This window comes from Magnetospirillum sp. XM-1 (genome assembly GCF_001511835.1).
Classification (GTDB): Bacteria; Pseudomonadota; Alphaproteobacteria; order Rhodospirillales; family Magnetospirillaceae; genus Phaeospirillum.
The window spans coordinates 2,381,519-2,403,131 of the sequence record NZ_LN997848.1; the positions used below are offsets into that span (position 1 = coordinate 2,381,519).

Sequence of the window (21,613 nt, forward strand, 5' to 3'; positions counted from 1 at the left end):
TCATGTCGGAAGCCAAATCGTGCTGCACCAGCAAATGTTGCGGCGGGGGCGCGTCAGCGGTTCTTCCCACTGCGGCGTTCCAGCCGCCTCGGCCGGGTAAGTCCCGGGCCTTCCGCATCACCGGCATGTGCTGCGTCGAGGAGGTGCGGACGCTGAAGGCGGCCGTCGGCCCGCTGGCCGGGGGGGACGAGCGCCTGAGCTTCGATCTGCTCAACGGCAAGATGATCGTCCGGGCCGATATCGACGCCGACGCGGTGATCGCCGGCGTTTCGCGCACGGGAATGGGGGCGGAGCCGTGGGAACGCACCAGCGTGGCCGAGCGCGACAAGGCCAATTCCTCGCGCCGGTTGCTTCAGGCGGTTCTGGCGGGGCTCAGCGGCGGCGCCGCGCTGCTGGGGCTGATTCTCGACCAGGCGGTCAAAGTGCCGCTCCCCGCCCAGATCGCCGAGGCCGTGGCCGTGGCGGTGGGCTTGTGGATGGTGCTGCCCAAGGCACTGCATGCCGTTCGCTCGCTGCGGCCGGACATGAATTTGTTGATGAGCGTCGCGGTCTTCGGTGCCATGGCACTGGGGGACTGGATGGAGGCGGCTACCGTTTCGGCGCTGTTCGCGCTGTCCCTGGCGCTGGAGAGCTGGAGCGCCGAGCGCGCCCGCCGGGCTATCGCCTCGCTGATGGACCTCACCCCGCCCATGGCGCGGGTAAAGGGAACCGACGGAGCCGAATCCCTGGCGGCGCCAGAGGATGTACCCGTGGGGGCCGTCTTCGTCGTGCTGCCGGGTGAACGCATTCCCCTGGACGGCCGCGTCCTGGTGGGCGAAAGCATGGTGGATCAGGCGCCGATCACCGGGGAAAGCGTGCCGGTGCTGAAAAGCGTGGGCACGGAGGTTTTCGCGGGCACCATCAATGCCGACGGCGTCTTGGAGGTGCAAAACCTTAAACCGGCCGGTGAAACTACCCTGGCCAAGGTGGCCCGGCTGGTGGAGGAGGCCCAGGGCAAGCGATCCAAGGTGGAGCGCTGGGTCGATCGCTTCGCCGCGATCTATACCCCCGTCGTCCTGGCCGGTGCCGTGGCGGTGGCGGTGCTGCCGCCGCTGGCGCTCGGCCTGGACTGGTCCGAATGGATCTACCGCTCGTTGGTGTTGCTGGTCATTTCATGCCCCTGCGCCCTGGTGATCTCGACGCCGCTGACGGTGGTGGCCGCCATGGCCTCGGCGGCGCGGGCCGGTGTGCTGGTCAAGGGCGGGGAATATCTTGAAACGGCGTCGCGGCTGTCCGCCATCGCCTTCGACAAGACGGGAACCGTGACTTCGGGCCGCCCCGGTGTCGAACGGGTGATGGCGCTGGACGGCGGCGACGAGGGCCGCATCTTGCGGCTTGCGGCGGCGCTGGAGGCGCGCAGCACCCACCCGCTGGGCCGGGCCATCCTCGATCACGCCGCCGCCGGGGGCATTGCTCCGACTCCGGCCGAATCCGTCCAGTCCCTGCCCGGCAAGGGGATGTGCGGGGTCGTCGATGGCGAGGCGGTGTGGCTGGGCTCCCATCGTTACGCGATGGAGCGGGGTGCCGAGACGCCTGCCGTGCGCGAGGCGGCCCTGGCCTTGGCGGAAGGGGGGCGGTCGGTGGTGGCGGTGGGGGATGCCGCCGGGGTACGCGGGCTGATCGCCCTGTCCGATTCCATTCGTCCGGAAGCTGCGACGGCGCTGGCGGGCCTGCGCCGGGCCGGGGTGGGCAAACTGATCATGCTGACCGGAGACAACGCCGCCACCGGCGAGCGGGTAGCCGCTGCCCTGGGCTTCGATCTCGTCCTGGCGGAACTGCTGCCCGAGGACAAAAGCGAGGCCATGGACGATCTCGCCCGGCAATTCGGAACCGTCGCCATGGTGGGAGACGGAGTCAACGACGCCCCCGCCATGGCCCGGTCGTCCCTGGGTATCGCCATGGGGGCCGCCGGAACCGATACCGCCATCGAAACCTCGGATCTGGCCCTGATGTCCGACGATCTGACCAGGTTGGCCTGGCTGATCGGCCATTCCCGCCGGATGATGACGGTCATCCGCCAGAATATCGGTTTCGCCATCACCCTGAAGGCGGTGTTCATGGTGCTGGCGATTTTGGACATCGCGACCCTGTGGGGAGCCATCGCGGCGGATATGGGAGCGGCCCTTCTGGTGGCCTTCAATGGATTGCGCTTGCTGAAGGCCGGCGTTACTCAGAGGTCCGAGGACGGCATGGGCTTATCCTCGTCGTCGAATACCTTGAAACAGAGGCTTGCCTAGGGATGGAGGGGCGATCATGCATGTACACAATCTGTCGTCATGGCAACACAGCCACCATTTCCAATCGGGCCTGGAAGCATCCGCCGAACGCCGGACCAAGATCGTGGTGGCTCTGACCATCGTCATGATGGTGGCCGAGATCGCGGCGGGCACGATCTTCAACTCCATGGCACTGCTGGCCGACGGCTGGCATATGTCCACCCATGCCGGGGCCTTGGGAATCGCCGCCTTCGCCTATACCTTCGCCCGCAGTCACGCCGACGACCAGCGCTTTACCTTCGGCACCGGCAAGGTCGGGACGCTGGGCGGCTTTACCAGCGCCATTATCCTTTGCATGGTGGCGCTGCTGATGGTGTGGGAATCGGCAAACCGCCTGATGACGGTCCAAGCCATCGCCTTCGACGAGGCCCTGATGGTCGCCGTCATCGGGTTGGTCGTCAACGTGGTCAGCGCCGGGATTTTGGGCGGACACGGCCTCGGCGACGACCATGATCACTGCGGCCACCACCACGATCACGACCATCATCGCGACCATCACGACCACAATCTCCAGGCCGCCTATATCCATGTCCTGGCAGACGTCCTCACCTCGGTGTTGGCCATCGCCGCCCTGCTGCTGGGGAAATATCTGGGGTGGTGGTGGATGGATCCCATGATGGGATTGGTCGGGGCCGCCGTCATCGGCAAATGGGCCTGGGGCTTGATGCGCAAGACCGGTTCGGTCTTGCTGGATCACAGCGACGACCGGGAGCTGCCGGAAGAAGTCCGCGCCGCCATCGAGGGCGATGCCGACAACCGGCTGTCCGATCTTCATCTCTGGCAGATCGGGCCGGGCCATTGGGGGGCCATCGTCTCGCTGGTGACCCACACCCCGCGCGAGCCGGGCCATTACAAGACGCTGCTGGCCGAGGTTCACGAACTCAGCCATGTCACGGTGGAGGTCCATCCCTGCGACGGGGCGTCTTGCGGCTAAAGCGGTTTGCGCTTTATCTGGCGCAAACCGCTTTGGCGAGCATTGAGCGAGCGGCCAAGCAAACCGTAGGTTTGCGCCCGGCGAGGGCATACATAAGATTATAGCCTTTTGCGTTACATTCGACGCAAAAGGCTTTAGGGGGGCTTCCCGATCGGCTCATGGCAATCGGCCTTGATCCGGCTTGCCGCGGGGGCGGGCGGTGCTGTGGTCCGGCTATAATTTCCGGGAAAAAGGGGATGAAATCAGGATGTGGGCCATTCCGACATACCTTCTGGCCGCTTTCGCCGAGATCGGCGGTTGCTTCGCGTTCTGGGCCCGGCTCCGGCTGGGCAAATCGCCCTTCTGGCTGGCTCCGGGGATGGCCAGTCTGGCCCTGTTCGCCTGGGCCTTGACCCGGGTCGATGCCGATTTCGCCGGTCGCGCCTATGCGGCCTATGGCGGCATCTACATTTTGTCGTCGTTGGTGTGGATGTGGGCGGTGGAAGAGAGCCCGCCGGACCGGTGGGACGTTCTGGGCGCCGCCTTCTGCCTGGCGGGCGCCCTGGTGATCATTTTCGCCCCCCGCGGCGAGTGATGCCGTAATCGGCCGCAGGGCGGCGGGGCGTTTCGTCAGGCGATTCCGGTGGCTACCACCGAAACCCGCATCTTGCCGGCCAGGGCGTCGTCGAAGGTGGATCCGAAAATGATGTTGGCCTCGGCGGCCACTTCCTCGCGGATGCGGTTAGCGGCCGAGTCCACCTCGAACAAGGTCATGTCCATGCCGCCGGTGATGTTGATCAGGACGCCCTTGGCCCCCTTTATGGAGGTGTCGCCCAGCAGCGGGTTGGAGATGGCGGCCTCGGCGGCGTCGATCGCGCGCTTTTCGCCGGCGGCCTCGCCGGTGCCCATGATGGCCTTGCCCATTTCGCTCATGACGATGCGGATATCGGCGAAATCCAGGTTGATCAGGCCGGGCATCACCACCAGATCGGTGACGCTGCGCACCCCGGAATTGAGCACGCCGTCGGCCATCTTGAAGGCGTCGGCGAAGGTGGTGCGCTCGGTGGCGACGCGGAACAGGTTCTGATTGGGGATGATGATCAGGGTATCGAGCTCTTCTTGCAGGGCTTCAATGCCGAGATCGGCGGTGTGCATGCGGTGCTTGCCTTCGAAGTGGAACGGCTTGGTCACCACGCCGATGGTAAGGATCCCCTGTTCGCGGGCGGCCCTGGCGATGACCGGTGCCGCGCCCGACCCGGTGCCGCCGCCCATGCCGGCGGTGATGAACACCATATGGGCGTCGCCGATCAGGTCTTGGATGTCTTCGAGACTTTCTTCCGCGGCGGCGCGGCCCACGTCCGGGTGCGAACCGGCGCCCAACCCCTGGGTAACCCGGCCGCCTAGTTGGACGCGCCGCTCGGTCAGGCTCAGTCCCAGCGCCTGGGCGTCCGTATTGGCGACGATGAATTCCACGCCCTCGATCTTGGACTGGATCATGTTGTTGACGGCGTTGCCGCCGGCTCCGCCGACGCCGATCACCACTATTCTCGGACGGACTATCGTCATCGCACCATCACCGCCGATAAGACATGCGCCGCGTGTCCAGCCTCATCAGCCGATCCGCAGGGCGCGCAGCACGTTCCCGCCCCGCCACTGGTGAAAGCGATACCACAGCAAAACGATGACGGCCGCCGCATAGACATAGGGTTCGCCGTTTTCGTGATTGGCGGCAAGGATGAAGTGGAGCGCCACCAGGGCGTTGATCACATAAGTAGCACTGTGCAGTTTCTTCCAGCGCTTGCCGCCGATCCGCTTGATCTGGCTATTGGCCGAGGTGAAGGCCAGTGGAATCAGCAGCGCGAACGCCACCAGACCGAGCAAGATGAACGGCCGCTTGTAGATGTCGCCCATCATGTCGCCCAGATTGAGCGCCCATTCCAAGGCGACATAGGCCAAGACGTGCATCACCGCGTAGAAAAAGGCGAACAGCCCGATCATGCGCCGGTATTTGGCCAGGGTCTTGATGCCGGTGATTTCCTGGACCGGACGCATGGCCAGGGAAATAATCAAGAAGGTGAAGGCCCAATCGCCGAGATAGCGGTTGACGAAGCCGACGGGGGCCTCGCCCAGGGACCCGTTGGAGATATAGCCCTCGATGACGCTGCGTCCCACCAGCCAGACGAAGGGCAGCGCGGCGGTCAGGAACACCAGCGGCTTCCAATCCACCGTGCGGGCCGATTTCAGATGATGGTCGCAGGTTTCGTCGATGCCGTTGGCCAGCAGCCAGGCGGCGTAAAGGGTCACCAGCATCTTGCCCGTTCCCATCAAGATGAACGGGGCGCGGGGGCCGAGGGCGTCGAAATAATAGCCGCCGCTTTGGACCAGCATGACGGTTCCCAGGCCGCCGACCAGATAACCGGCTCCCACCATGGCCCCCAGGATCGGCTTGGGCGAGGCGTCCACGGTCAGAACCTGAAGGGTCACGAAACATCCCGCATGGCCGATTCCCACCATCAGCAGCGGCAGCGCCACCAGCCAGTTGAAGGGATTGGCGAACATGCCCAGCCAGATATAGCCCAGCGCCGCCAGGGACAGGCTGGCGCCGATGGCGGAAATGCGGCTGTGCCGTTCGATGAAGCTGCGCCATAGCGGCACCGCCGCCAGCACCGCCAGCCCCAGCAGGCCGATCATCACGGCGGCATGGGCGGTGGCGAAGGTGCGGGTCACCCCCACCAGATCGGAAACGGAAATGCACCACAGCGAGAAGAACAGGCTGAGGATGATCACGTCGGCGCGGGTGTAGAAGGCGGCGGCGAAGGCCAGCTGCATGCGCGGATCGCTGGTGATCACCGTCCAGACCTGCCGCAGCGGATGTTCGTCGTCTTCCGAGGCCGGCTGGGGCGGGGCCACGTCCCGCAGATTGCGCCGCGTCAGCTGGAAACCGGCGATTCCGGCCAGCAGCGGCAGGCACATGATGAGGAAGACGCCGCCGGGATAATCGGCCATCTGCATGACGATGGCGGCCAGCATGGTGCCGCCGAACACCATCATGAAGACCAGATTCCCCATGAGGCGCGGCCGGTTGGCGCGCGACGACACATCGCCCACCAGGGTGGACAGCTGCAACTGGACGGTATCGGCGCCCACGGTCAGCAGTACCCGGGTCAGATAGAACAGCACCAGACCGGCGGCGCCGAAGGCCAGTCCTACCTGAAGGCTGAGCAGCGATACCGCCGCGCCGACCACGGCGATCAGGAAGCCCAGGGCGATGATCCGCACCCGGCCGATGCGATCGGACAGCAGGCCGAACCAGCCCACACAGACGATGGAGACGATTTCCGCCACCACCTGGATATCGGCGTTGACGGCGCCTTCCTTTTCGAAGGCGATGCCGAAGATCTTGTCCAGCAGCAGGGGCTGGATGGAAATGGACAGCGCCGCCATCAGGGCGCCCACGGTCATCAGCAGATAGATGATGTTCCATTGGGTGGGGGCGAAGTCATCCGCCGTCGTCCCCTTGGCCGGAGCCTCAGCGTTCCTCGGCATCCATGCCTCCCGCATTCGCCCAAAGGCCGTTGAGGTGATTGTCGCGCAAGGCGCAGATTTCGCCGTTGGCCATGACGCTCATGGCGTAATCCAGTCCTGCGGCGGCTTGGGTCGGATCGCGGAAGGCGGTGCCCTTGACGAACATGCCGGGACGAACCACGCAGCCCTCGGCCTGCAGATACCAGCGCGGGGCCAGGTCGATCCAGATGGGCGGATTGATGCCGTCGTTGATCTGGATGTAGATGTCGCCCCAGACCGAGCGGGCTCCGGCTCCGGCGATGCTCACGACCTTGCCCTGATAGCGGAAGGGCACCATCCGTTCGTGGGCTTCGTTGCCCAGGGGGACGGCGGCGGGGGCCGGAGCCACCGCCAGGGCCACGCTCACCGCCTCGGGCAGGGGCATGCCCGGTGTGACCGCCGCCGGAAGCGGCGCCGCCTTGGCGCCCTTGGCGACGCTGCCTTTCTTCACGATGGTGTGGCAGCTGGCGCAGGGCATTTTTTCGCGGCCGTCCACATGGGGCGCCGGGGTTCCCTGGACGATGGGCAGGGTTCCCGATCCCGGTCCGGTGCCGATGGCCGGGGGGGTGACGATGTGGCAGCTGGAGCAGACCATCTTCTCGCGGCCGTCGCGATGGGGGGCGGGCATTCCGGCGACGATGGGCGGGGCCAGATCGTAGGTGTGGTCCTCCCAGGGATTGGCGTTGAACACGGCGGTCAGGACCAGGGCCATGCTGAAGGCAATGCCCAGCGCCATGATCCAAACCGCGATATTGGGATGTGCAACGGCCTTACTGCTCACGGGGACTCGATCGATGGCAAAGTGTTTAACCGGTTTGTGCTTTGGCGTCGGGGGTGGCCGCTTATAAGAACGGCTCCAAACTGTCGAGGCGGAAGTTTCTCATATCCCGGTTCGGAATGGAATGACCATAGCCCATCAGTCCATGCCGAAATCGGGCGCGGTTTCCGTCCAGACGGGGCTTCCGTCGATCAGGAAGTGTTCGGCTAGGGCTTTTTCCAAGGCCCACAACTCGCCGTCCTCGAAGACGATACGGACGAGGTCGTTGGGATCGCAGGCGGCCACCAGGGAGCGGATCTCGCGGGCTTCGCGCAAGATTTTGGAAATCTGCTGGCGGACGCTTTCGGTGTCCTCAGCGCAACGGCGCAGCTGTTCCGAGCGGTTGACTGCTTCTTGGACCAAGCTGCGGAAAAAGACGTTCTTGTCGCCGGCGAAATAGGCGGTGGTCAGGGTCGAGATGAATTTCCGCGTTCCGTCCCGGTCGCCATGGGCGGCGTTCAGATGTTCGGTCAGCACCTGGGTGGCGGTCATGGACAGATCGTTGAGGGCCAGCCCCAGAACCTCGGCCAAGGCCCGCATGCGGTCGATCCGCTGCGACGGGTCGAGGCCGGGGGGCGCCGGCGCGACGGTGCGGCTTTGGGCGATCTGGGACAATTCCTGGGTGATCTCTTGCGACAGCACCCGCTGGGAGCGCAGCTCATCGACGATGCCGTCGCGGCTGTCGCGGGTCACCTGGACCAGCTGGGCGGTGGCAGATGCCTGGGCCTCCAACTGGGCGGCCACCGCCTCGCGATGCTCGCGGAACAGCTGGGCCAGCAAGGTCATGGCCTCGTCGGTGCCGGATGCCTGCGCGGGCGCGGCAAGGGCGCGGCCCTCCTGGTTCAGCCGGATCAGCTGGGTGGTCGCTTCCACCTGGGCCTCCACCTGGGCGGCGATGGCGGCGCGATGCTCGCGGAACAGGTCGGCCAGCATGGCCACGGAGCCCTCCGACGACACATCGTTCCGGGACAGGGTTGTCACCTCGGATTTCAAGGTGTCCACGCTTTTCACGATCCGCGAGAGCATGATAATCAGGACGGTCAGTCCGATCGGCAAGGCGATGGACAGCAGCACGATGAAGAATTCATGGGGAAGCATGGTGAAGAGATTTTTCCAACCATTGAAAATGGTCAGATAGACGATGGACAGGACAGCCCAAATGACCGCGCCGATCAAGGCCGCGCGGGAGGCGGAATTCAACTTGCCGAAGGCTGCCTTGTTAAACCCCATCAACATAAGGACATCTCCCATGATGGCCGCAATCGCCATCCCAATGCGCCGCCCCGCAGGCGTTCCCCTTATAGTAACAGCAAGGCGAACGGCGGGATACCTTCGAAACAATCCATTGATATGGGTTGGGCGTCGATGCGTCAATGACTGAAATTGCGTATGATTATCACAATCCTATGCTTCGTCAACACGATGCTGCATTGTTGAACATGGCGGTGTACATGGCGGCGGCATTATGCTATCGCCCGAAATCAGGGTTTGTCCGGTCCTTGATGGGCCGGCGACGGTGATCGGCGGGCAGGAGGCAAGCATGAGCTATTCCCAGGAAATCAGCAGGGAGTGCAAGGGAGTCTTCTTGTTCATGGTCGATCAGTCCCGATCCATGAACAAGCCCTTCGGTCCCGATCGGTCGGGAAAGATGGTCAGCCGCGCCGAGGTGGTGGCCAATGCCTTGAACGGCACCTTGGAGGAACTGGTCAACCGCTGCATGCGCGATGAAGGCGTGCGCGATTATTTCGACATCGGGATCATCGGCTACGGCCGCACCAATCGCCCGGAATTCTGCTGGCGCGGCGGCTTGGCGGGTCGTCGGCTGGTTCCCATTCCGGAAGTGGCGGCCAAGGCCGAGATCGAGGAAGTGGAGATCGAAACTGAGATGCGCGGGCAGGTGCTGATCGAGCGCATCACCTTGTCGCGCTGGATCGATCCGGTGGGAGTGGACAGCACCCCCATGAACGCCGCGTTCGGTCTGGCCCATGCCACCTTGGCGGAATGGGTGCGCAACAATCCGGATTCGTTCCCGCCGGTGGTCATCAACATTACCGACGGCATGGCCAACGACGTCAATTCCGATGCCGAGCTTCTGGCCACGGCGCGCAAGCTGACCGGGCTGACGACCGGCGACGGCAATGTCTTGCTCATCAACTGCCATATCGCGGGCGGCAGCGATGCATCGGTGGTGTTCCCCGCTTCGGCGGCGGAACTGCCCCGCGCCCCCTATGCCAAGCTGCTGTTCGAGATGTCGAGCGAATTGTCCAATCGCCATCGCGCCGTCATCTGCGAAATCTTCGACCGTGACCCCGGCCGCACCCCTTCCATCAAGGGCATGGCTTTCAACGCCGATGCCGTGGCGTTGCTCAAGCTGCTGGATATCGGCACCCGTCAGGCCATCGGCCTGTCGGTGGCCATGGAGCCCTTCACGCCGCCGGGAATCGAGGCCGAATCCCTGATCGAGGATTCCTTCGTGCTGGAAGAACCGTCCGTGCGGATAGAATATGGCGATCAAGGCTGATCCGCCCTTGATCCGGCGCGCTACCCCCATGCTCACTTGGACGGCCCAGGGCCGCTCGATCGTCAAGCCCCGCAACGACAGCTACGCCGATGGCGACAGGCTGCGGTGGCGGCAAAACGAAGACCGGCTGCGGCTGGCCCGGATTCCCAACGGCCTGCTGGCCGCCGTCTCCGACGGAGCCGGAGGGGCGGGGCTGTTCTGCGGCCCCTGGGCCGAAACGCTGGTGAGCCGCCTGCCCAAGACCCCCATCGCCGGGGTGAATGCGCTGAACCAGTGGATGGACGGGTTCTGCCTGGGCTTTCGCTCGGAATACGCCGCCTTGTCCAAGGCCACTCCCGCCCGGTACAGCAAGTTCATCCGGGAAGGCTCGTTCGCCACGCTGGCGGCCGGCTGGCTCGTCCATCGTCAGGGCCGGGTCCGGCTGCGATGGATGGGCTATGGCGACAGCCAGATGATGGTGTTCGACCGCACCGGGCGCCAGCCTGTCCTGGCGACCTGTTATCCCGCCAGTTTATCGGCGCTGGATCGAGCGCCCTTCTTGCTCAACTGGAAGGATCTGCCACACGATTCCGGATTCCATGCCGGGGAAATGGTATTGCCGGATCGGGCGACGGTGGTGCTGGCGTCGGACGGGATCGGCCAGTATCTGCTGCTGCGGACCCTGGCCGGTCAGCCCCGCCCCGCGGCGGCGGCGGGGCTGGCGGGAGAATTCCAGCGGCTGTCCGGCACCGGCGATAGCAAGCTTGCCACGGCCGCCCGTGCCCATCGCGCCACGCCGGGGCCCGGCCTGTCCGCCGAGCTGACGGACCTGCGCGATTGCCTCAAATCCGATCAAGCCTTCGCCGATCGGGTCCGCGCCCTGTGCGGCAAGGGGCTGCTGGCCAATGACGATTGCACGTTGATCATGATCGACGTCGATCTTGCCCGGCCCCGGTAATTCGCCATGCCGCTTCCCCTGATCAACGATTACAAGGCAGCCATCGCCAACGCCAAAGGGCGTTTCGCGACCCTGGACGTCCGGCCGCATCTGGATGCCCGCTGCAGTCCGGTCTTCCTGGCGGGAAACTTCGCCGGGGTGTTCAAGATGGTGACCCCGGAGGGGGAGCATGTGGCGGTCAAATGCTTCACCCGCGAAGTCTCGGATCTGCCGCGCCGCTATGCCGCCGTGGCTAAGTTCTGCCGGACCGCCCAATGCCCCTATGTGGTGCCCCTGCGGTTTCTTCCGGCGGAGGTCTTCGTGACCTCCAGCGTCGCCCCCCATGCCGATTACGCTGTGGTGACCATGCCCTGGGTCGAGGGTCGGGGCCTGGGGGCCGTCGTCCAGATCCTGTGTCAGCGGGAAAACGCTCCCGCCCTGGCCGGATTGACCCGGGCGTGGAGTCGTCTGTGCCTGGATTTGCTGCAACGGGGCGTCGCCCATGGCGATCTGAAGCACGACAACGTCCTGGTCGGACAGGATGGCGCCCTGAAGCTGATCGACTATGATTCCATGTATCTGCCGGAGTTGAAGGGGCTGGCCTCGACCATGCTGGGGGGCGTCAATTTCCAGCACCCCCGGCGTGAGGTCCGGCATTTCGACGGGACCATCGACCATTTTTCCATGCTGGTGATTTTGCTGTCCCTGCGGGCCTTGACCTTCCAGCCCGATTTGCTGAAGCGTCATCACAACGGCGAGAATCTCGTCCTGACCAAAAGCGATTTCACCCGGCCGGACAGTTCGGATCTGTTGCGGCAATGGGCGCTCAGCCCGGACTTCCATGTCCGCGACTGGACGGAACATCTGATCAAGGCTGCCAAGGCTCCTATGATCGGGATCGCCGCCATGGAAGCCCTATTGAAGGCGGCGGCAAAAGTCGAGGCCGTTCCGGCCAAGCCACCCACCAAACGACTCCTCTCATTTTTTTCCTGAGGGCGCGGCAGCCATTGGATTTGACCGGATCGACGAGGGCCTGCCAGTCATAACCTCGGTCGCCGACAAATGCCTGATACCGACGAGCGCCCGGCCTGACTCGAAAGGGCTTTCCCACTGAAGGCGGCCATGATTCCCTACGGCATTGACGAGTTGCGCAGGGGTAATGTGATGACGCTGAAGGTTTCGGAAGCGATGACTGCGGCAGATCTGCGGTCCTGGGCACGGCGCTGTGGCGACAGCCGGGCATCCACTCGGGCCTACGCCATTGCCAATGCGCTGGAAGGAATGGACCGCGCCGAGGCTGCCCGGCTGGCCGGACTGGAACGCCAAGCGTTGCGTGACGCGGTGATCCGCTACAATGCCGAGGGCGTGTCCGGCCTGTTCAACCGTCCACGCGGCCGCCGTCCGGAATGGCTGACCGAGAGCGAACAGGCGACACTCGCCGCCGCAATCTTCAAGGGGCCGAAGCCCGAGGTGGATGGGGTCTGCACCTGGACCCGCGAGGCACTGGCGATCTGGATTTCGGTCAAGTTCGGCAAGACAGTGCATCCCTCCAGCCTATCGCGCATCCTGCGGCGCATGGGGATGTCACGCCAGAAGGCTCGGCCGGTCCATCCCAAAACCGATGCCAAGGCGCAGGAGCGTTTTCAAAAAAAGGCCTTCGCGACGCCGTAACGGCGACGCAAATGGCCTACCCCGCCAAGCGGGTCACCCTGTGGTTCCAGGACGAGGCCCGTTTCGGGCAGAAAGGGCGGCTGTGCCATCGCTGGTGGCTCAAGGGCCAGCGCCCACCCGGCCTCTGCGACCATCGCTTCGACTGGACCTATATCTTCGCCGCCGCCCAACCTGCGACAGGCGACGCCTTCGCCCTCGTCCTGCCCGAAGTTTCCACCGAGGCCATGGATCTGTTCATGGCCGAATTCTCCAAAACTCTTCCCCCCGACGAGCACGCCCTGATGGTCGTCGATGGTGCGGGATGGCACACCAGCAAGACCCTGGCCATCCCCGACAACATCACACTCGTGCGCCTGCCGCCATACTCGCCGGAACTCAACCCGGTCGAACGCATATGGTTGTTCCTGCGGGAACGCTTCCTCTCGCTCTGCGTCTGGCCGGACCAACCCGCCATCGTCCGGGCCTGTTGCGAGGCTTGGAACGCTCTCGTCGCCGAAACCGGCCGGATCAAGAGCCTCTGTTTCCAGCCCTGGATCAGAAAGGTCATCTCGTAGGCTCGCCGGTATGAGCCGTCGGTAAGCCCTCAAGCATGGTCGGGGCCGCCGCCTTGTCGGAGGTTTTGCTAGGCGTTAGCAGCAATTTCACCGGCAATCCACGCACGTCCACGATGGTATGGATTTTGGTACTCAGTCCTCCACGAGAACGGCTGATGGCGATATCCGCGCCCCCTTTTTACCCCCAGCGGCATGCTGTTGGGCGGGGCACGACCTCCCATATAGAGTCTTGTCAGGAGGGGGGGATCTGCGCTATTGAAGATGCGAGCTAATCGCACTACTTAATTGCGCTGGGTATTCCAATGAAGAAGATTGCCAGTTTGTCGAACGTTTTGGCTGGAGCCCTTGTCCTTCCCTCCCTCGTCCTTGCCGTATTACCTGCCGTTGCAGATGAAGTCGCTCCTGAGGTAGAAAAGGGGTTCTGGGATCGTGAGAAGCTGACCGGCGATTGGGGGGGGATTCGCACGGATCTGGCCGACAGGGGCGTCGAGTTGACCGCGACCTACACCGCGGAAACCCTTGGCAATCCCTCGGGCGGCATCAAGCGGCGCGCTGTTGGCGCGGCCCTTCTGCAAGGTGATCTGGACGTCAATCTGGATAAGCTGGTTGGGTGGCAGGGCGGCAAAATCCACGCTACAGCGTTCCATATCCAGGGCCGTCAGCTGACCTCCAACTTTATCGGCGGCCTGATCCCGGTCTCCAGTGTAGAGGCTGCGCCTTCCACCCGTCTGTTCTCGCTGTGGTTCGAGCAAAGCGTGCTCGATGACAGGGCTTCCCTGCGCTTCGGTCAGATCCCCATGCAGGAGGAGTTCTTCACCAGCACCTACGCGGCCTATATGGTGAACAGCGCTTTCGGCTGGCCAGCCATCTATGCCGCCAACATGCCATCGGGCGGTGGCGGCTATCCCCTGGCTAACATGGGCACCCGCCTGAAGGTCAAGCCCACCGAAGAGATCAGCCTGATGGCCGCTGTATTCTCCGGCAACGTGGCGCCTGGCACCAATGTGGGCAACGATGCCCAGAAGCGCAATCGCAGCGGCACGGATTTCTCCTTCGATTCTCCCCCGGTATGGTTCGGTGAGGCTGCCTATTCCATCAACCAGGACAAGGACTCGCTAGGACTGCCAGCGACTTTCAAGCTTGGTGGCTGGTATTACAACGGCCGGACTGCCGATCAGCATTTCGACAATACCGGCCTGTCCCTGGGCAGCGGCGCAAGCTCGGGCGTCGCCCGGAATCTGCATGGCAACTGGGCCGTTTACGGCATCGTCGATCACATGCTGTGGAAGCGCGAAGGCACGGTGGACAGCGGGGTCGGCGCCTTCTTCCGCACGACATACATGCCTGACGACCGCAATCAGATGTCCTATTGGCTTGATACCGGCCTGACCCTGAAGGGGACCTTCGAGGGGCGTGATGACGACATCACCGGCATCTCGTTCGCCTATGGCAAGATGAGTGACGAACTGGCGTCGCGCGATGCCGATGCTCGCCGCTTTGGCACCGCCACCGCGCCGGATCACGACTTCGAATCCGTGGTCGAGATCATGTACAGCTACGCCGTCACCCCTTGGTGGTCCGTTACCGGTTTTGGCCAGTACCTGTTCCATCCGGGCGGCACCACCACCTTGCCCGAGAACACCTCCAAGACCATTCCCGATGCCAGCGTGCTGGGCCTCAGGACCTCTTTCAAGCTTTAGCCGTTTTCGTGCCGGCCCTGGACAGCCAGAAAATCATCCAGGGCCGCGATACCATGTTTCAGAGGAGTCGTCCCGTGGCGCAGCAGATGAATTCCGACACTCTCACCCTTGCCGACCTTCGCCCCGAGCAGCAGGGTGAGATCGTCAAGATCGAAACCGAGGACGGCGTTTTCAAGCGTCGCATGCAGTCTCTTGGCGTAGTGGCCGGTACTCCCGTCACCTTGGATCGTTCGGCCCCGTTAGGTGATCCGCGCATCTACAGCCTGATGGGCTACAGCCTGGGCCTGCGCAATGCCGAGGCCCAGCAGATCCGCATCCGCGTCAAATAATCACCCCACCGACCTCGATCCAAGGGTAGCCGCACATGAAATCCCCCGTCACCGTGGCACTGGTGGGTAACCCCAATGCCGGTTCCACCAGCTTGTTCAATGCCCTGACGGGCGCCCAATCCGCCGTCGCCAATTATCAACGGGTGACCACCTCTTTGAATGTGCGCGAGATCACCCATGGCGGGGTCAAGTTACGCATCGTCGATGTGCCGGGCATTTTCTCGACCTCGTCGCAATCGCCGGAGGAGAAGGTCGGCTGCGACTATATTCACGGCGAGGAACCCGACATCATCGTCAATGTGCTGGATTCCGGTCATCTGGACCGCAGCCTGTTCCTGACCACCCAGCTGATCGAGACTGGGCTGCCCCGCATCACCGTGCTGAACATGATGGATGAGGTCCGGCGGGCCGGTATTCGCATCGACACCGCCCTATTGGCCTCGGCCCTCGGGTCGCCGGTGGTGGAGACCTGCGCCCTGAAGAAGGAGGGCATCGACGCCCTGCTGGACGCGGTGGCGGCCATGGCCTCGGCAACCCCCGCCGCCGCCCCGTTGCGGCTGCACTATGACAGCCATCTGGAGGCGGCCATCGAGCGCGTCCAGCAGCATCTGTCCAAGCTGCACCCCCAGGAGCTGAGCCCGGTGCGCTCGCGCTGGCTGGCCATCAAGATGCTGGAAGGCGATGACGAGGTTCTGCGCCACGAAAGCAACCATGTCGAACTGGTCGAGGAGATCAAGGGCGAGCAATCGGCCCTGGCCCACGAGCATGATGAAGATACCGCCAGCCTGTTGGCCTCGGCCCGCTTCGCCTTTTCCAACGGCCTGCTGCGCGAAGTCCGCCAGCAGGAGGGCGATCCCACCGCCGGGTTCAAGCTGACCCGTATCCTCGACGATTTCTTCCTGAACCGCACCCTGGGCCTGCCTTTGCTGCTGGGCATCTTGTGGGTGATGTTCGAGGCTACATTCAGCCTGGGCGCCATTCCCACCGACTGGATCAAGGCCGGGGTGCAACTGGCCACCGATCTGGTGGACAAGACCCTGCCCGAGGGCATGTTCCATGATCTGGTGGTCAACGGCGTCATGGCCGGCGTCGGCGGAACCATCGTATTCCTGCCCAATATCGTAATCTTGTTCTTCTTCATGGCCATTCTCAGCGGCACCGGCTATCTGGCCCGCGCCAGCTTCCTGATGGACCGGGTGATGCACCATTTCGGCCTGCACGGCACTACCCTGATCCCCATGGTGGCCGGGTTCGGCTGCAATGTCCCCGCCGTCATGGCCACCCGCGTCATCACCAATAAGCGGGCGCGTCTGATCGCCATGCTGATCGCGCCGTTCATGAACTGCTCGGCCCGACTGCCGGTCTTCATCCTGTTTGCCGGAGCTTTCTTCGCCGATATCGCCGGGACCGTGGTCTTCGCCATGTATATGCTGTCCCTGGTCGCCGCCATGGTCTCGGCGGTGTTGCTGAACCGCATCATCCCCGGCAGCGGTGGCGACGCCTTCGTGATGGAACTGCCGCCCTATCGTCTGCCGACCCTGCATTCGGTGCTGCACCATATGTGGGACAGCGCTCAGGGCTTCGTCGCCAAGGTCACCGGCGTTATCCTGGTGGGCTCCATCGTGATCTGGTTCCTCCAGGAATTCCCCCGCGACATCACCTATTCCCAGGATTTCGAGACCGTCATCGCCGAACAGACCGCGCTTCCCGACAGCCCGGAAAAGGAAACAGCGCTGAAGACGCTGAAAAGTGCCCAGGCGCAGGAGAAACTGGAAAAGAGCTATCTGGGGCGTTCGGCCATCGCGGTGACGCCGCTGTTCCAGCCGCTGGGCTTTTCCTGGCGGGATTCTGCGGCCATCATGACCGGCTTTGTCGCCAAGGAAGTGGTGGTGGCGACCTATGCCGTCATCTATGCCCAGGAGAAGGGGTCTGACCAGCTGACCGAGACCTTGAGGGGCGCCATGCCGCCCGCCACGGCCATCGCCTTCATGATCTTCACCTTGCTCTACGCGCCTTGCCTGTCGACCATCGCCATCATCGGCAAGGAGGCGCAGAGCTGGCGGTGGGCCGGGTTCTCGGTGGCCTATTCCCTGACCTTCGCCTGGCTGCTGGCCCTGGCCGCCAGCCGGATCGGCGGGACATTCTTGTAGGCTTGTTCGGGTGGCGGAGTTGCTCCGCCACCTCCTGATGAAAGAAGCGTTGCGCCATGGCTTGGGGATCACTCTGGGATATAGGCGCCATTACCGTCGTGGGAGCGGGGGCGGCCTTCGTGGTCATCCGTCATCTGTGGCGGATGTGGCGGCCGTCCGACGGAGCGTCGTGTGGCGGTGGATGCAGTTGCGGCGCCAAGCGAAACGGCGACCGCACCGATTGTGGCTGACCCCCGCCATGGGGATGCGGCAATGATCTCTCGCGATCAACTGCCTCGGAACGGCAGGCTGAAGATAGGCATTCTGCTGGGGTTGGCTGCCGTGGCCATGGGCATTATCGAAATTGTCGATAACGGCCCCGCCTTGCTGCGCGGCACCCTCGATTGGTGGCGCCGGATGTGACCAGAAACGCCCCACAAAAACGCCAACGCCGAGATGACACCATGGAGTCATCTCGGCGCGGCGGATCCGTTCAGCAGTCTCAGATACGGTCGGCGATATATCCGACCAGCGGCAGCTTCCAGGCGCGGCGGAACGCCACCGAGGCCAGCCCGGCCACCGACAGCACGAGAACCAGCATGGACGAGAAGCCGAAGAACCACTTTCCGATGCCGGGAATTTCCAGGACGAACATGGAAAGGACCGCGACCATCCACAGCACCAGCCCTTGCTTGGCATGGAACTGAACGTATTCGTCATCCTTGTTGCGCATCAAAGGCACAAAACAAAGAATGCCGAGATAGCTGAGGGCAGCCATCACCAGCGGCTTGTAACTGGTTCCGGTTTCTTGCGACAACCCGATAGTCTGTGCGGTCATTTCGTCCTCCTTCAGACGGCTTCGGCCGCAGCCGGCTCGGCATTGCGGTTCTTGTAATATCCATAGAGGGCGATGGCGCCCGCCACTCCGACCACGCCCAGCAGCACCGGCCCCCAGGCGCCGAGACCCAGACCCAGACCCAAGCTGACGCCCTTGGCGGACAGCATGGCGCTGCTGCTGGTTGCGGCGGCGATGGGGCTGGCAGTGACCGAAGCACCCGTGGCGGCACCCGCTGCGGCACCGGCTCCACCGGCGGCAACCATGGCCTTGCCCTTGACGCCGGTCGCGGCGACCTTGGTGGCTGCGCCAGTTCCCTTGGCGGCCATGGCCGCCTGATTAGCGCCACCAGCAGCCGTCTTGGCCCCGGCGGCCTTCATGCCCGCGGCCTTGGCGGTCACCGCCTCGCGCTCAACCTCTGCCGCGGCAGCCTTAGCCGCCCCGGTCTTGGCCGCGGCGCCATTGGCGGCGCCGGCCTTGGCCCCACCGGCCTTCATGCCGGCAGCCTGGGCGGCGCCCTCACGTTCGATTTCCGGAGCCGCCGCTGCAGCCATGGCCGCGCCGCCAGCTGCGGGAGCGGCTGCGTTCGCGGCGGCGCCACCAGCCATACCTGTTGCCATCTGTGCAGCCATAACCTAACTCCTCTGGGAAAGAGAAAAATACATACATGTCTTGTTGCACAAATTCGCCTGCTCGACAATAGTCGGCAAGAGCATAACAATATCTTGCCAACAAAAGATCTTAATAATCACTCTCATCTTCGCGCTTTTGCCGTCAGCACTTCCTGCTGTTTTGCCCAAAAATTTGATGGAGCCATAGTCTTTGCTAAAGTGATGGCGCGTGAGATTCAGGGCCTCCGGTTGTTCCATGATCAAGGCTCCGGATATGAACTGATTTCGTCGGCAGAGATCCCCTCCAGCGTAAATCCTACCGTTGTTCAACCACAGGAGACGTGATCCGTGGCCTATTCACAGGAAATCAGCCGCGACCAGCGCGGCGCCTTTATCTTTCTGGTGGATCAATCCAAATCCATGAACACCACCTTCGGTGTCGATGATAACGGCCAGACGATCAGCCGGGCCCAGGTGGTGGCGGATGCGCTCAACCGAACCCTCGACGAGTTGATCAACCGCTGTATGCGTGATGAAGGTGTCCGGGACTATTTCGACATCGGCGTCATCGGCTATGGGCGCACTAACCGCGCCGAGTTCTGCTGGCTAGGGAACCTTGCCGGGCGCAGCTTGGTGCCCATCTCCGAGGTGGCTGAAAACGCCGATACCATCGAGGAAGAAACCACCATCATGGTTCGCGGCCAGCCGGTGGTCGAACGGGTCGCCGTTTCGCGTTGGGTGGCGCCGGTGGCGGTGGAAAGCACCCCGATGAACGGAGCGCTGCGCTTGGCGCAATCGATCCTGGAACCCTGGATTTCCGCGAATCCAGGGTCATTCCCCCCGGCCGTCATCAACATTACTGACGGCATGGCCAACGATGTTGACAGTGACGAAGAACTTCTGGCGACCGCCCGGCGGCTGACCGGGCTGAAGACCAATGACGGCCACGTCCTGCTGATGAACTGCCATATTTCCGGCGGCGACGACGCGCCGGTGGTGTTCCCGTCCAGCGCCGGCCAGTTGCCCGACGACACCTATGCCCGCCTGCTGTTCGAGATGTCGAGCGAGTTGTCGGGCCGCCATCGTGCCATCATCTGCGAACTGTTCGAGCGCGACCTGAAAACTACGCCGACCCTGCGCGGCATGGCGTTCAATGCCGATGCCATCGCACTGGTCAAACTGCTCGATATCGGCACCCGGCCAGCCATCGTTTTTAACCAAGCCGCCGAGGCTTCTTCGCGGGATCGGGCAACGGAGTTCGAACAGTGACGTTCCCGGTATTGGCGGACTACAAGGCGGCACTCTCCAACGCCAAGGCCCGGTTCGCCACTCTACAGGTGACACCGTTCAAGGATGCCCGAGGCCACCCGCAGTTTCTCGCCGGAAACTTCGCCGGGGTATTCCGGGTCACCGATTCCGAGGGATCGCTCTTGGCGATCAAGTGCTTCATCCGTGATCTTCCCGATCTGGAGCGCCGCTACAAAGCAATCTCCGCCTTCGTCGCCGCCAGCGGCTCGCCCTATATGGTTCCGCTTCGGTTTTACCGCGACGAACTCTACGTGACGTCGTCCATCGCCAAGCACGGTGAATATCCGGTCATCAGCATGCCTTGGGTCCCTGGCCGCACCATCGGCGCCTTGGTCCAGACCCTGTGCGATAGCGACAAGCGCGGCGGCATCGCAGGCCTGAGCCGTGCCTGGGCGCGGCTTTGCCTGGATCTGCTGAACCGTGGCGTCGCCCATGGCGACCTTAAACACGACAACATTCTGATCGGACCTGATGGTCGGCTGAAGCTGATCGATTACGATTCAATGTATCTTCCTGAACTGAGCGGGCTGCCCTGCACCTTGCTCGGCAGCATCAATTTCCAGCACCCCGAACGCAACGAGACGCATTTCGATGCGACGCTGGATCACTTCTCCATGCTGGTGATGCAACTGTCGTTGCGGGCCTTGGTGTTCGAACCCGGATTGCTCAAGCACTGCCACAGTGGCGAGAACCTCATCTTCACCCGATCGGATTTCCTCAATCCGCATGGCTCGGAACTGTTCCAGCGGCTTTCAGCCTTCGATGACCTTTACGTTCGCGATTGGGCGGCACGGCTTGCGCTGGCCTGTGGATCGAATTCCATCCGCATACCGTCGATCAAGGCGATCCTGTCCGCGGCCGCAGGGCTGGACATGAGTCCGGTAACCGGAGGTCTGAGGTGGCTTCTCTATCGGGTGTCCAGTGGAGCGCCAAATATCACTCCCAATGCCCGGCCGAAGCCTGCCGTTCCCATTCCTTCTGATCGCTCCAAGCCGGTGGTTGCCAGCCGAGGCGACGATCCGATCAATCGCCTGAGAAAGCTGAAGACCGCTCTCGACGAGGGCCTGATCAGCCAGGCCGACTACGACGGACAGAAGGCCAAGATCATGGAAAATTTCTGAGTGATCCAACTATCCTGCCACTCCGGTCCGTCAGAATGACGGGGGAGGAACTGGCTCTTCACTTGCGGTATCGTCTGATATTATTGTGGCAATGAAACCTATGGCTGAATGCATATCTCGGGGAGGGAGTTCCATGCCTCTGTGTCTGAAAGATGACTTTCTTCGCATGCTCGCGAGCGAGATTCGCAACTTCTGCCATTGGATGACCTATGCGCGTCTCCGCAGGCACGTCTTGCGCAAACGATAGTCAGTCGGCATCTGCCCCCGGCACCGGGGCGACTTTCCGTATTGGTTCCATCACTAGAGCAC

22 protein-coding genes are annotated in these 21,613 nt (G+C 63.3%); 15 read left to right on the plus strand and 7 right to left on the minus strand.

The window, feature by feature from the left end; translation table 11 throughout:
• Positions 1 to 2 precede the first annotated feature (2 nt).
• From XM1_RS11190 to XM1_RS11200, 3 genes are all read left to right on the plus strand, one after another.
• Complete coding sequence (locus XM1_RS11190) at positions 3 to 2,276, plus strand: cation-translocating P-type ATPase (protein ID WP_231920778.1); 2,274 nt, start codon at positions 3 to 5, stop codon at positions 2,274 to 2,276.
• Positions 2,277 to 2,292: 16 nt separating this feature from the next.
• Positions 2,293 to 3,249: a CDF family Co(II)/Ni(II) efflux transporter DmeF gene (gene dmeF, locus XM1_RS11195; RefSeq protein ID WP_008615089.1), complete on the plus strand. Its 957-nt coding sequence runs from the start codon at positions 2,293 to 2,295 to the stop codon at positions 3,247 to 3,249.
• Between the two features lie 247 nt (positions 3,250 to 3,496).
• Positions 3,497 to 3,823, plus strand: coding sequence for a YnfA family protein (locus XM1_RS11200; protein ID WP_068433451.1), 327 nt, complete (start codon positions 3,497 to 3,499; stop codon positions 3,821 to 3,823).
• A 35-nt stretch (positions 3,824 to 3,858) separates the two neighbouring features.
• On the opposite strand, the gene ftsZ is transcribed toward XM1_RS11200, so the two are convergent.
• From ftsZ to mamY, 4 genes are all read right to left on the minus strand, one after another.
• Positions 3,859 to 4,794 (minus strand): cell division protein FtsZ, encoded by a 936-nt coding sequence (gene ftsZ / locus XM1_RS11205; protein ID WP_082700460.1) that lies wholly within the window; start codon positions 4,792 to 4,794, stop codon positions 3,859 to 3,861.
• Between the two features lie 45 nt (positions 4,795 to 4,839).
• On the minus strand, positions 4,840 to 6,774 hold the full coding sequence (gene mamZ, locus XM1_RS11210; protein ID WP_008615077.1) for a magnetosome biogenesis transporter MamZ: 1,935 nt from the start codon (positions 6,772 to 6,774) through the stop codon (positions 4,840 to 4,842).
• On the minus strand, positions 6,758 to 7,528 hold the full coding sequence (mamX, locus tag XM1_RS11215) for a magnetosome protein MamX (protein WP_008615076.1): 771 nt from the start codon (positions 7,526 to 7,528) through the stop codon (positions 6,758 to 6,760). Before mamX ends, mamZ begins: the two co-directional genes overlap by 17 nt.
• A gap of 180 nt (positions 7,529 to 7,708) precedes the next feature.
• On the minus strand, positions 7,709 to 8,707 hold the full coding sequence (mamY, locus tag XM1_RS11220; protein WP_231920779.1) for a liposome tubulation protein MamY: 999 nt from the start codon (positions 8,705 to 8,707) through the stop codon (positions 7,709 to 7,711).
• Here mamY and XM1_RS24940 point away from each other — a divergent pair.
• The 10 genes from XM1_RS24940 (at position 8,696) to XM1_RS24000 (ending at position 17,852) form a co-directional block, all read left to right on the plus strand.
• A complete protein-coding gene (locus tag XM1_RS24940; RefSeq protein WP_231848986.1) occupies positions 8,696 to 8,986 on the plus strand; it encodes a hypothetical protein in 291 nt (96 codons plus the stop codon). The genes mamY and XM1_RS24940 overlap by 12 nt on opposite strands.
• A gap of 163 nt (positions 8,987 to 9,149) precedes the next feature.
• Complete coding sequence (locus XM1_RS11225; protein ID WP_068433454.1) at positions 9,150 to 10,130, plus strand: hypothetical protein; 981 nt, start codon at positions 9,150 to 9,152, stop codon at positions 10,128 to 10,130.
• Positions 10,114 to 11,067 carry a hypothetical protein gene (locus XM1_RS11230; protein ID WP_068433456.1) on the plus strand — a complete coding sequence of 318 codons (954 nt, stop codon included), beginning with the start codon at positions 10,114 to 10,116 and terminating at the stop codon, positions 11,065 to 11,067. Before XM1_RS11225 ends, XM1_RS11230 begins: the two co-directional genes overlap by 17 nt.
• A 6-nt stretch (positions 11,068 to 11,073) precedes the next feature.
• Positions 11,074 to 12,039 carry a protein kinase family protein gene (locus XM1_RS11235; protein ID WP_011383440.1) on the plus strand — a complete coding sequence of 322 codons (966 nt, stop codon included), beginning with the start codon at positions 11,074 to 11,076 and terminating at the stop codon, positions 12,037 to 12,039.
• Positions 12,040 to 12,168: 129 nt separating this feature from the next.
• Positions 12,169 to 12,717, plus strand: coding sequence for a winged helix-turn-helix domain-containing protein (locus XM1_RS11240; RefSeq protein ID WP_068433457.1), 549 nt, complete (start codon positions 12,169 to 12,171; stop codon positions 12,715 to 12,717).
• An 11-nt stretch (positions 12,718 to 12,728) separates the two neighbouring features.
• Positions 12,729 to 13,271 carry an IS630 family transposase gene (locus XM1_RS11245; protein WP_068433459.1) on the plus strand — a complete coding sequence of 181 codons (543 nt, stop codon included), beginning with the start codon at positions 12,729 to 12,731 and terminating at the stop codon, positions 13,269 to 13,271.
• A gap of 302 nt (positions 13,272 to 13,573) precedes the next feature.
• The gene (locus XM1_RS11250) at positions 13,574 to 14,971 is read left to right on the plus strand and encodes a carbohydrate porin (RefSeq protein ID WP_231920780.1); all 1,398 of its coding nucleotides are present in this window, start codon (positions 13,574 to 13,576) and stop codon (positions 14,969 to 14,971) included.
• Positions 14,972 to 15,045: 74 nt separating this feature from the next.
• Complete coding sequence (locus tag XM1_RS11255) at positions 15,046 to 15,300, plus strand: FeoA family protein (RefSeq protein WP_231920569.1); 255 nt, start codon at positions 15,046 to 15,048, stop codon at positions 15,298 to 15,300.
• Between the two features lie 35 nt (positions 15,301 to 15,335).
• Positions 15,336 to 17,450 carry a ferrous iron transport protein B gene (feoB, locus tag XM1_RS11260; protein WP_068433463.1) on the plus strand — a complete coding sequence of 705 codons (2,115 nt, stop codon included), beginning with the start codon at positions 15,336 to 15,338 and terminating at the stop codon, positions 17,448 to 17,450.
• 252 nt (positions 17,451 to 17,702) lie between these two features.
• Complete coding sequence (locus XM1_RS24000; RefSeq protein WP_156428705.1) at positions 17,703 to 17,852, plus strand: hypothetical protein; 150 nt, start codon at positions 17,703 to 17,705, stop codon at positions 17,850 to 17,852.
• Positions 17,853 to 17,931: 79 nt separating this feature from the next.
• On the opposite strand, the gene XM1_RS11265 is transcribed toward XM1_RS24000, so the two are convergent.
• The 3 genes from XM1_RS11265 to XM1_RS11275 all read right to left on the minus strand — a co-directional run bounded on the left by XM1_RS11265 (position 17,932) and on the right by XM1_RS11275 (position 19,133).
• A complete protein-coding gene (locus XM1_RS11265; protein ID WP_011383445.1) occupies positions 17,932 to 18,267 on the minus strand; it encodes a hypothetical protein in 336 nt (111 codons plus the stop codon).
• An 11-nt stretch (positions 18,268 to 18,278) separates the two neighbouring features.
• The gene (mamG, locus tag XM1_RS24005) at positions 18,279 to 18,818 is read right to left on the minus strand and encodes a magnetosome protein MamG (RefSeq protein WP_231920781.1); all 540 of its coding nucleotides are present in this window, start codon (positions 18,816 to 18,818) and stop codon (positions 18,279 to 18,281) included.
• A gap of 81 nt (positions 18,819 to 18,899) precedes the next feature.
• The gene (locus XM1_RS11275; RefSeq protein ID WP_068433464.1) at positions 18,900 to 19,133 is read right to left on the minus strand and encodes a hypothetical protein; all 234 of its coding nucleotides are present in this window, start codon (positions 19,131 to 19,133) and stop codon (positions 18,900 to 18,902) included.
• Positions 19,134 to 19,223: 90 nt separating this feature from the next.
• Between XM1_RS11275 and XM1_RS11280 the strand changes: the two genes are divergently transcribed.
• Complete coding sequence (locus XM1_RS11280) at positions 19,224 to 20,144, plus strand: hypothetical protein (protein ID WP_068433467.1); 921 nt, start codon at positions 19,224 to 19,226, stop codon at positions 20,142 to 20,144.
• Positions 20,141 to 21,304, plus strand: a complete 1,164-nt coding sequence (locus XM1_RS11285; RefSeq protein WP_068433469.1) for a serine/threonine protein kinase — start codon at positions 20,141 to 20,143, stop codon at positions 21,302 to 21,304. The genes XM1_RS11280 and XM1_RS11285 overlap by 4 nt, the downstream gene beginning before the upstream one ends.
• Positions 21,305 to 21,613: the final 309 nt, after the last annotated feature.

What these genes read in the sequence shown, in the direction of transcription:
- dmeF (WP_008615089.1), top strand. Translation starts at nt 2,293, where the DNA reads ATGCATGTACACAATCTGTCGTCATGGCAACACAGCCACCATTTCCAA.
- XM1_RS11230 (WP_068433456.1), top strand. Translation starts at nt 10,114, where the DNA reads ATGGCGATCAAGGCTGATCCGCCCTTGATCCGGCGCGCTACCCCCATG.
- XM1_RS24000 (WP_156428705.1), top strand. Translation starts at nt 17,703, where the DNA reads ATGATCTCTCGCGATCAACTGCCTCGGAACGGCAGGCTGAAGATAGGC.
- XM1_RS11235 (WP_011383440.1), top strand. Translation starts at nt 11,074, where the DNA reads ATGCCGCTTCCCCTGATCAACGATTACAAGGCAGCCATCGCCAACGCC.
- XM1_RS11250 (WP_231920780.1), top strand. Translation starts at nt 13,574, where the DNA reads ATGAAGAAGATTGCCAGTTTGTCGAACGTTTTGGCTGGAGCCCTTGTC.
- mamZ (WP_008615077.1), bottom strand. Translation starts at nt 6,774, where the DNA reads ATGCCGAGGAACGCTGAGGCTCCGGCCAAGGGGACGACGGCGGATGAC.
- XM1_RS11265 (WP_011383445.1), bottom strand. Translation starts at nt 18,267, where the DNA reads ATGACCGCACAGACTATCGGGTTGTCGCAAGAAACCGGAACCAGTTAC.
- mamY (WP_231920779.1), bottom strand. Translation starts at nt 8,707, where the DNA reads ATGCTTCCCCATGAATTCTTCATCGTGCTGCTGTCCATCGCCTTGCCG.
- XM1_RS11190 (WP_231920778.1), top strand. Translation starts at nt 3, where the DNA reads ATGTCGGAAGCCAAATCGTGCTGCACCAGCAAATGTTGCGGCGGGGGC.
- ftsZ (WP_082700460.1), bottom strand. Translation starts at nt 4,794, where the DNA reads ATGACGATAGTCCGTCCGAGAATAGTGGTGATCGGCGTCGGCGGAGCC.
- XM1_RS11245 (WP_068433459.1), top strand. Translation starts at nt 12,729, where the DNA reads ATGGCCTACCCCGCCAAGCGGGTCACCCTGTGGTTCCAGGACGAGGCC.
- XM1_RS24940 (WP_231848986.1), top strand. Translation starts at nt 8,696, where the DNA reads ATGGGGAAGCATGGTGAAGAGATTTTTCCAACCATTGAAAATGGTCAG.
- mamX (WP_008615076.1), bottom strand. Translation starts at nt 7,528, where the DNA reads ATGGCGCTGGGCATTGCCTTCAGCATGGCCCTGGTCCTGACCGCCGTG.
- XM1_RS11200 (WP_068433451.1), top strand. Translation starts at nt 3,497, where the DNA reads ATGTGGGCCATTCCGACATACCTTCTGGCCGCTTTCGCCGAGATCGGC.
- feoB (WP_068433463.1), top strand. Translation starts at nt 15,336, where the DNA reads ATGAAATCCCCCGTCACCGTGGCACTGGTGGGTAACCCCAATGCCGGT.
- XM1_RS11225 (WP_068433454.1), top strand. Translation starts at nt 9,150, where the DNA reads ATGAGCTATTCCCAGGAAATCAGCAGGGAGTGCAAGGGAGTCTTCTTG.
- mamG (WP_231920781.1), bottom strand. Translation starts at nt 18,818, where the DNA reads ATGGCTGCAGCGGCGGCTCCGGAAATCGAACGTGAGGGCGCCGCCCAG.
- XM1_RS11275 (WP_068433464.1), bottom strand. Translation starts at nt 19,133, where the DNA reads ATGGAACAACCGGAGGCCCTGAATCTCACGCGCCATCACTTTAGCAAA.
- XM1_RS11240 (WP_068433457.1), top strand. Translation starts at nt 12,169, where the DNA reads ATGATTCCCTACGGCATTGACGAGTTGCGCAGGGGTAATGTGATGACG.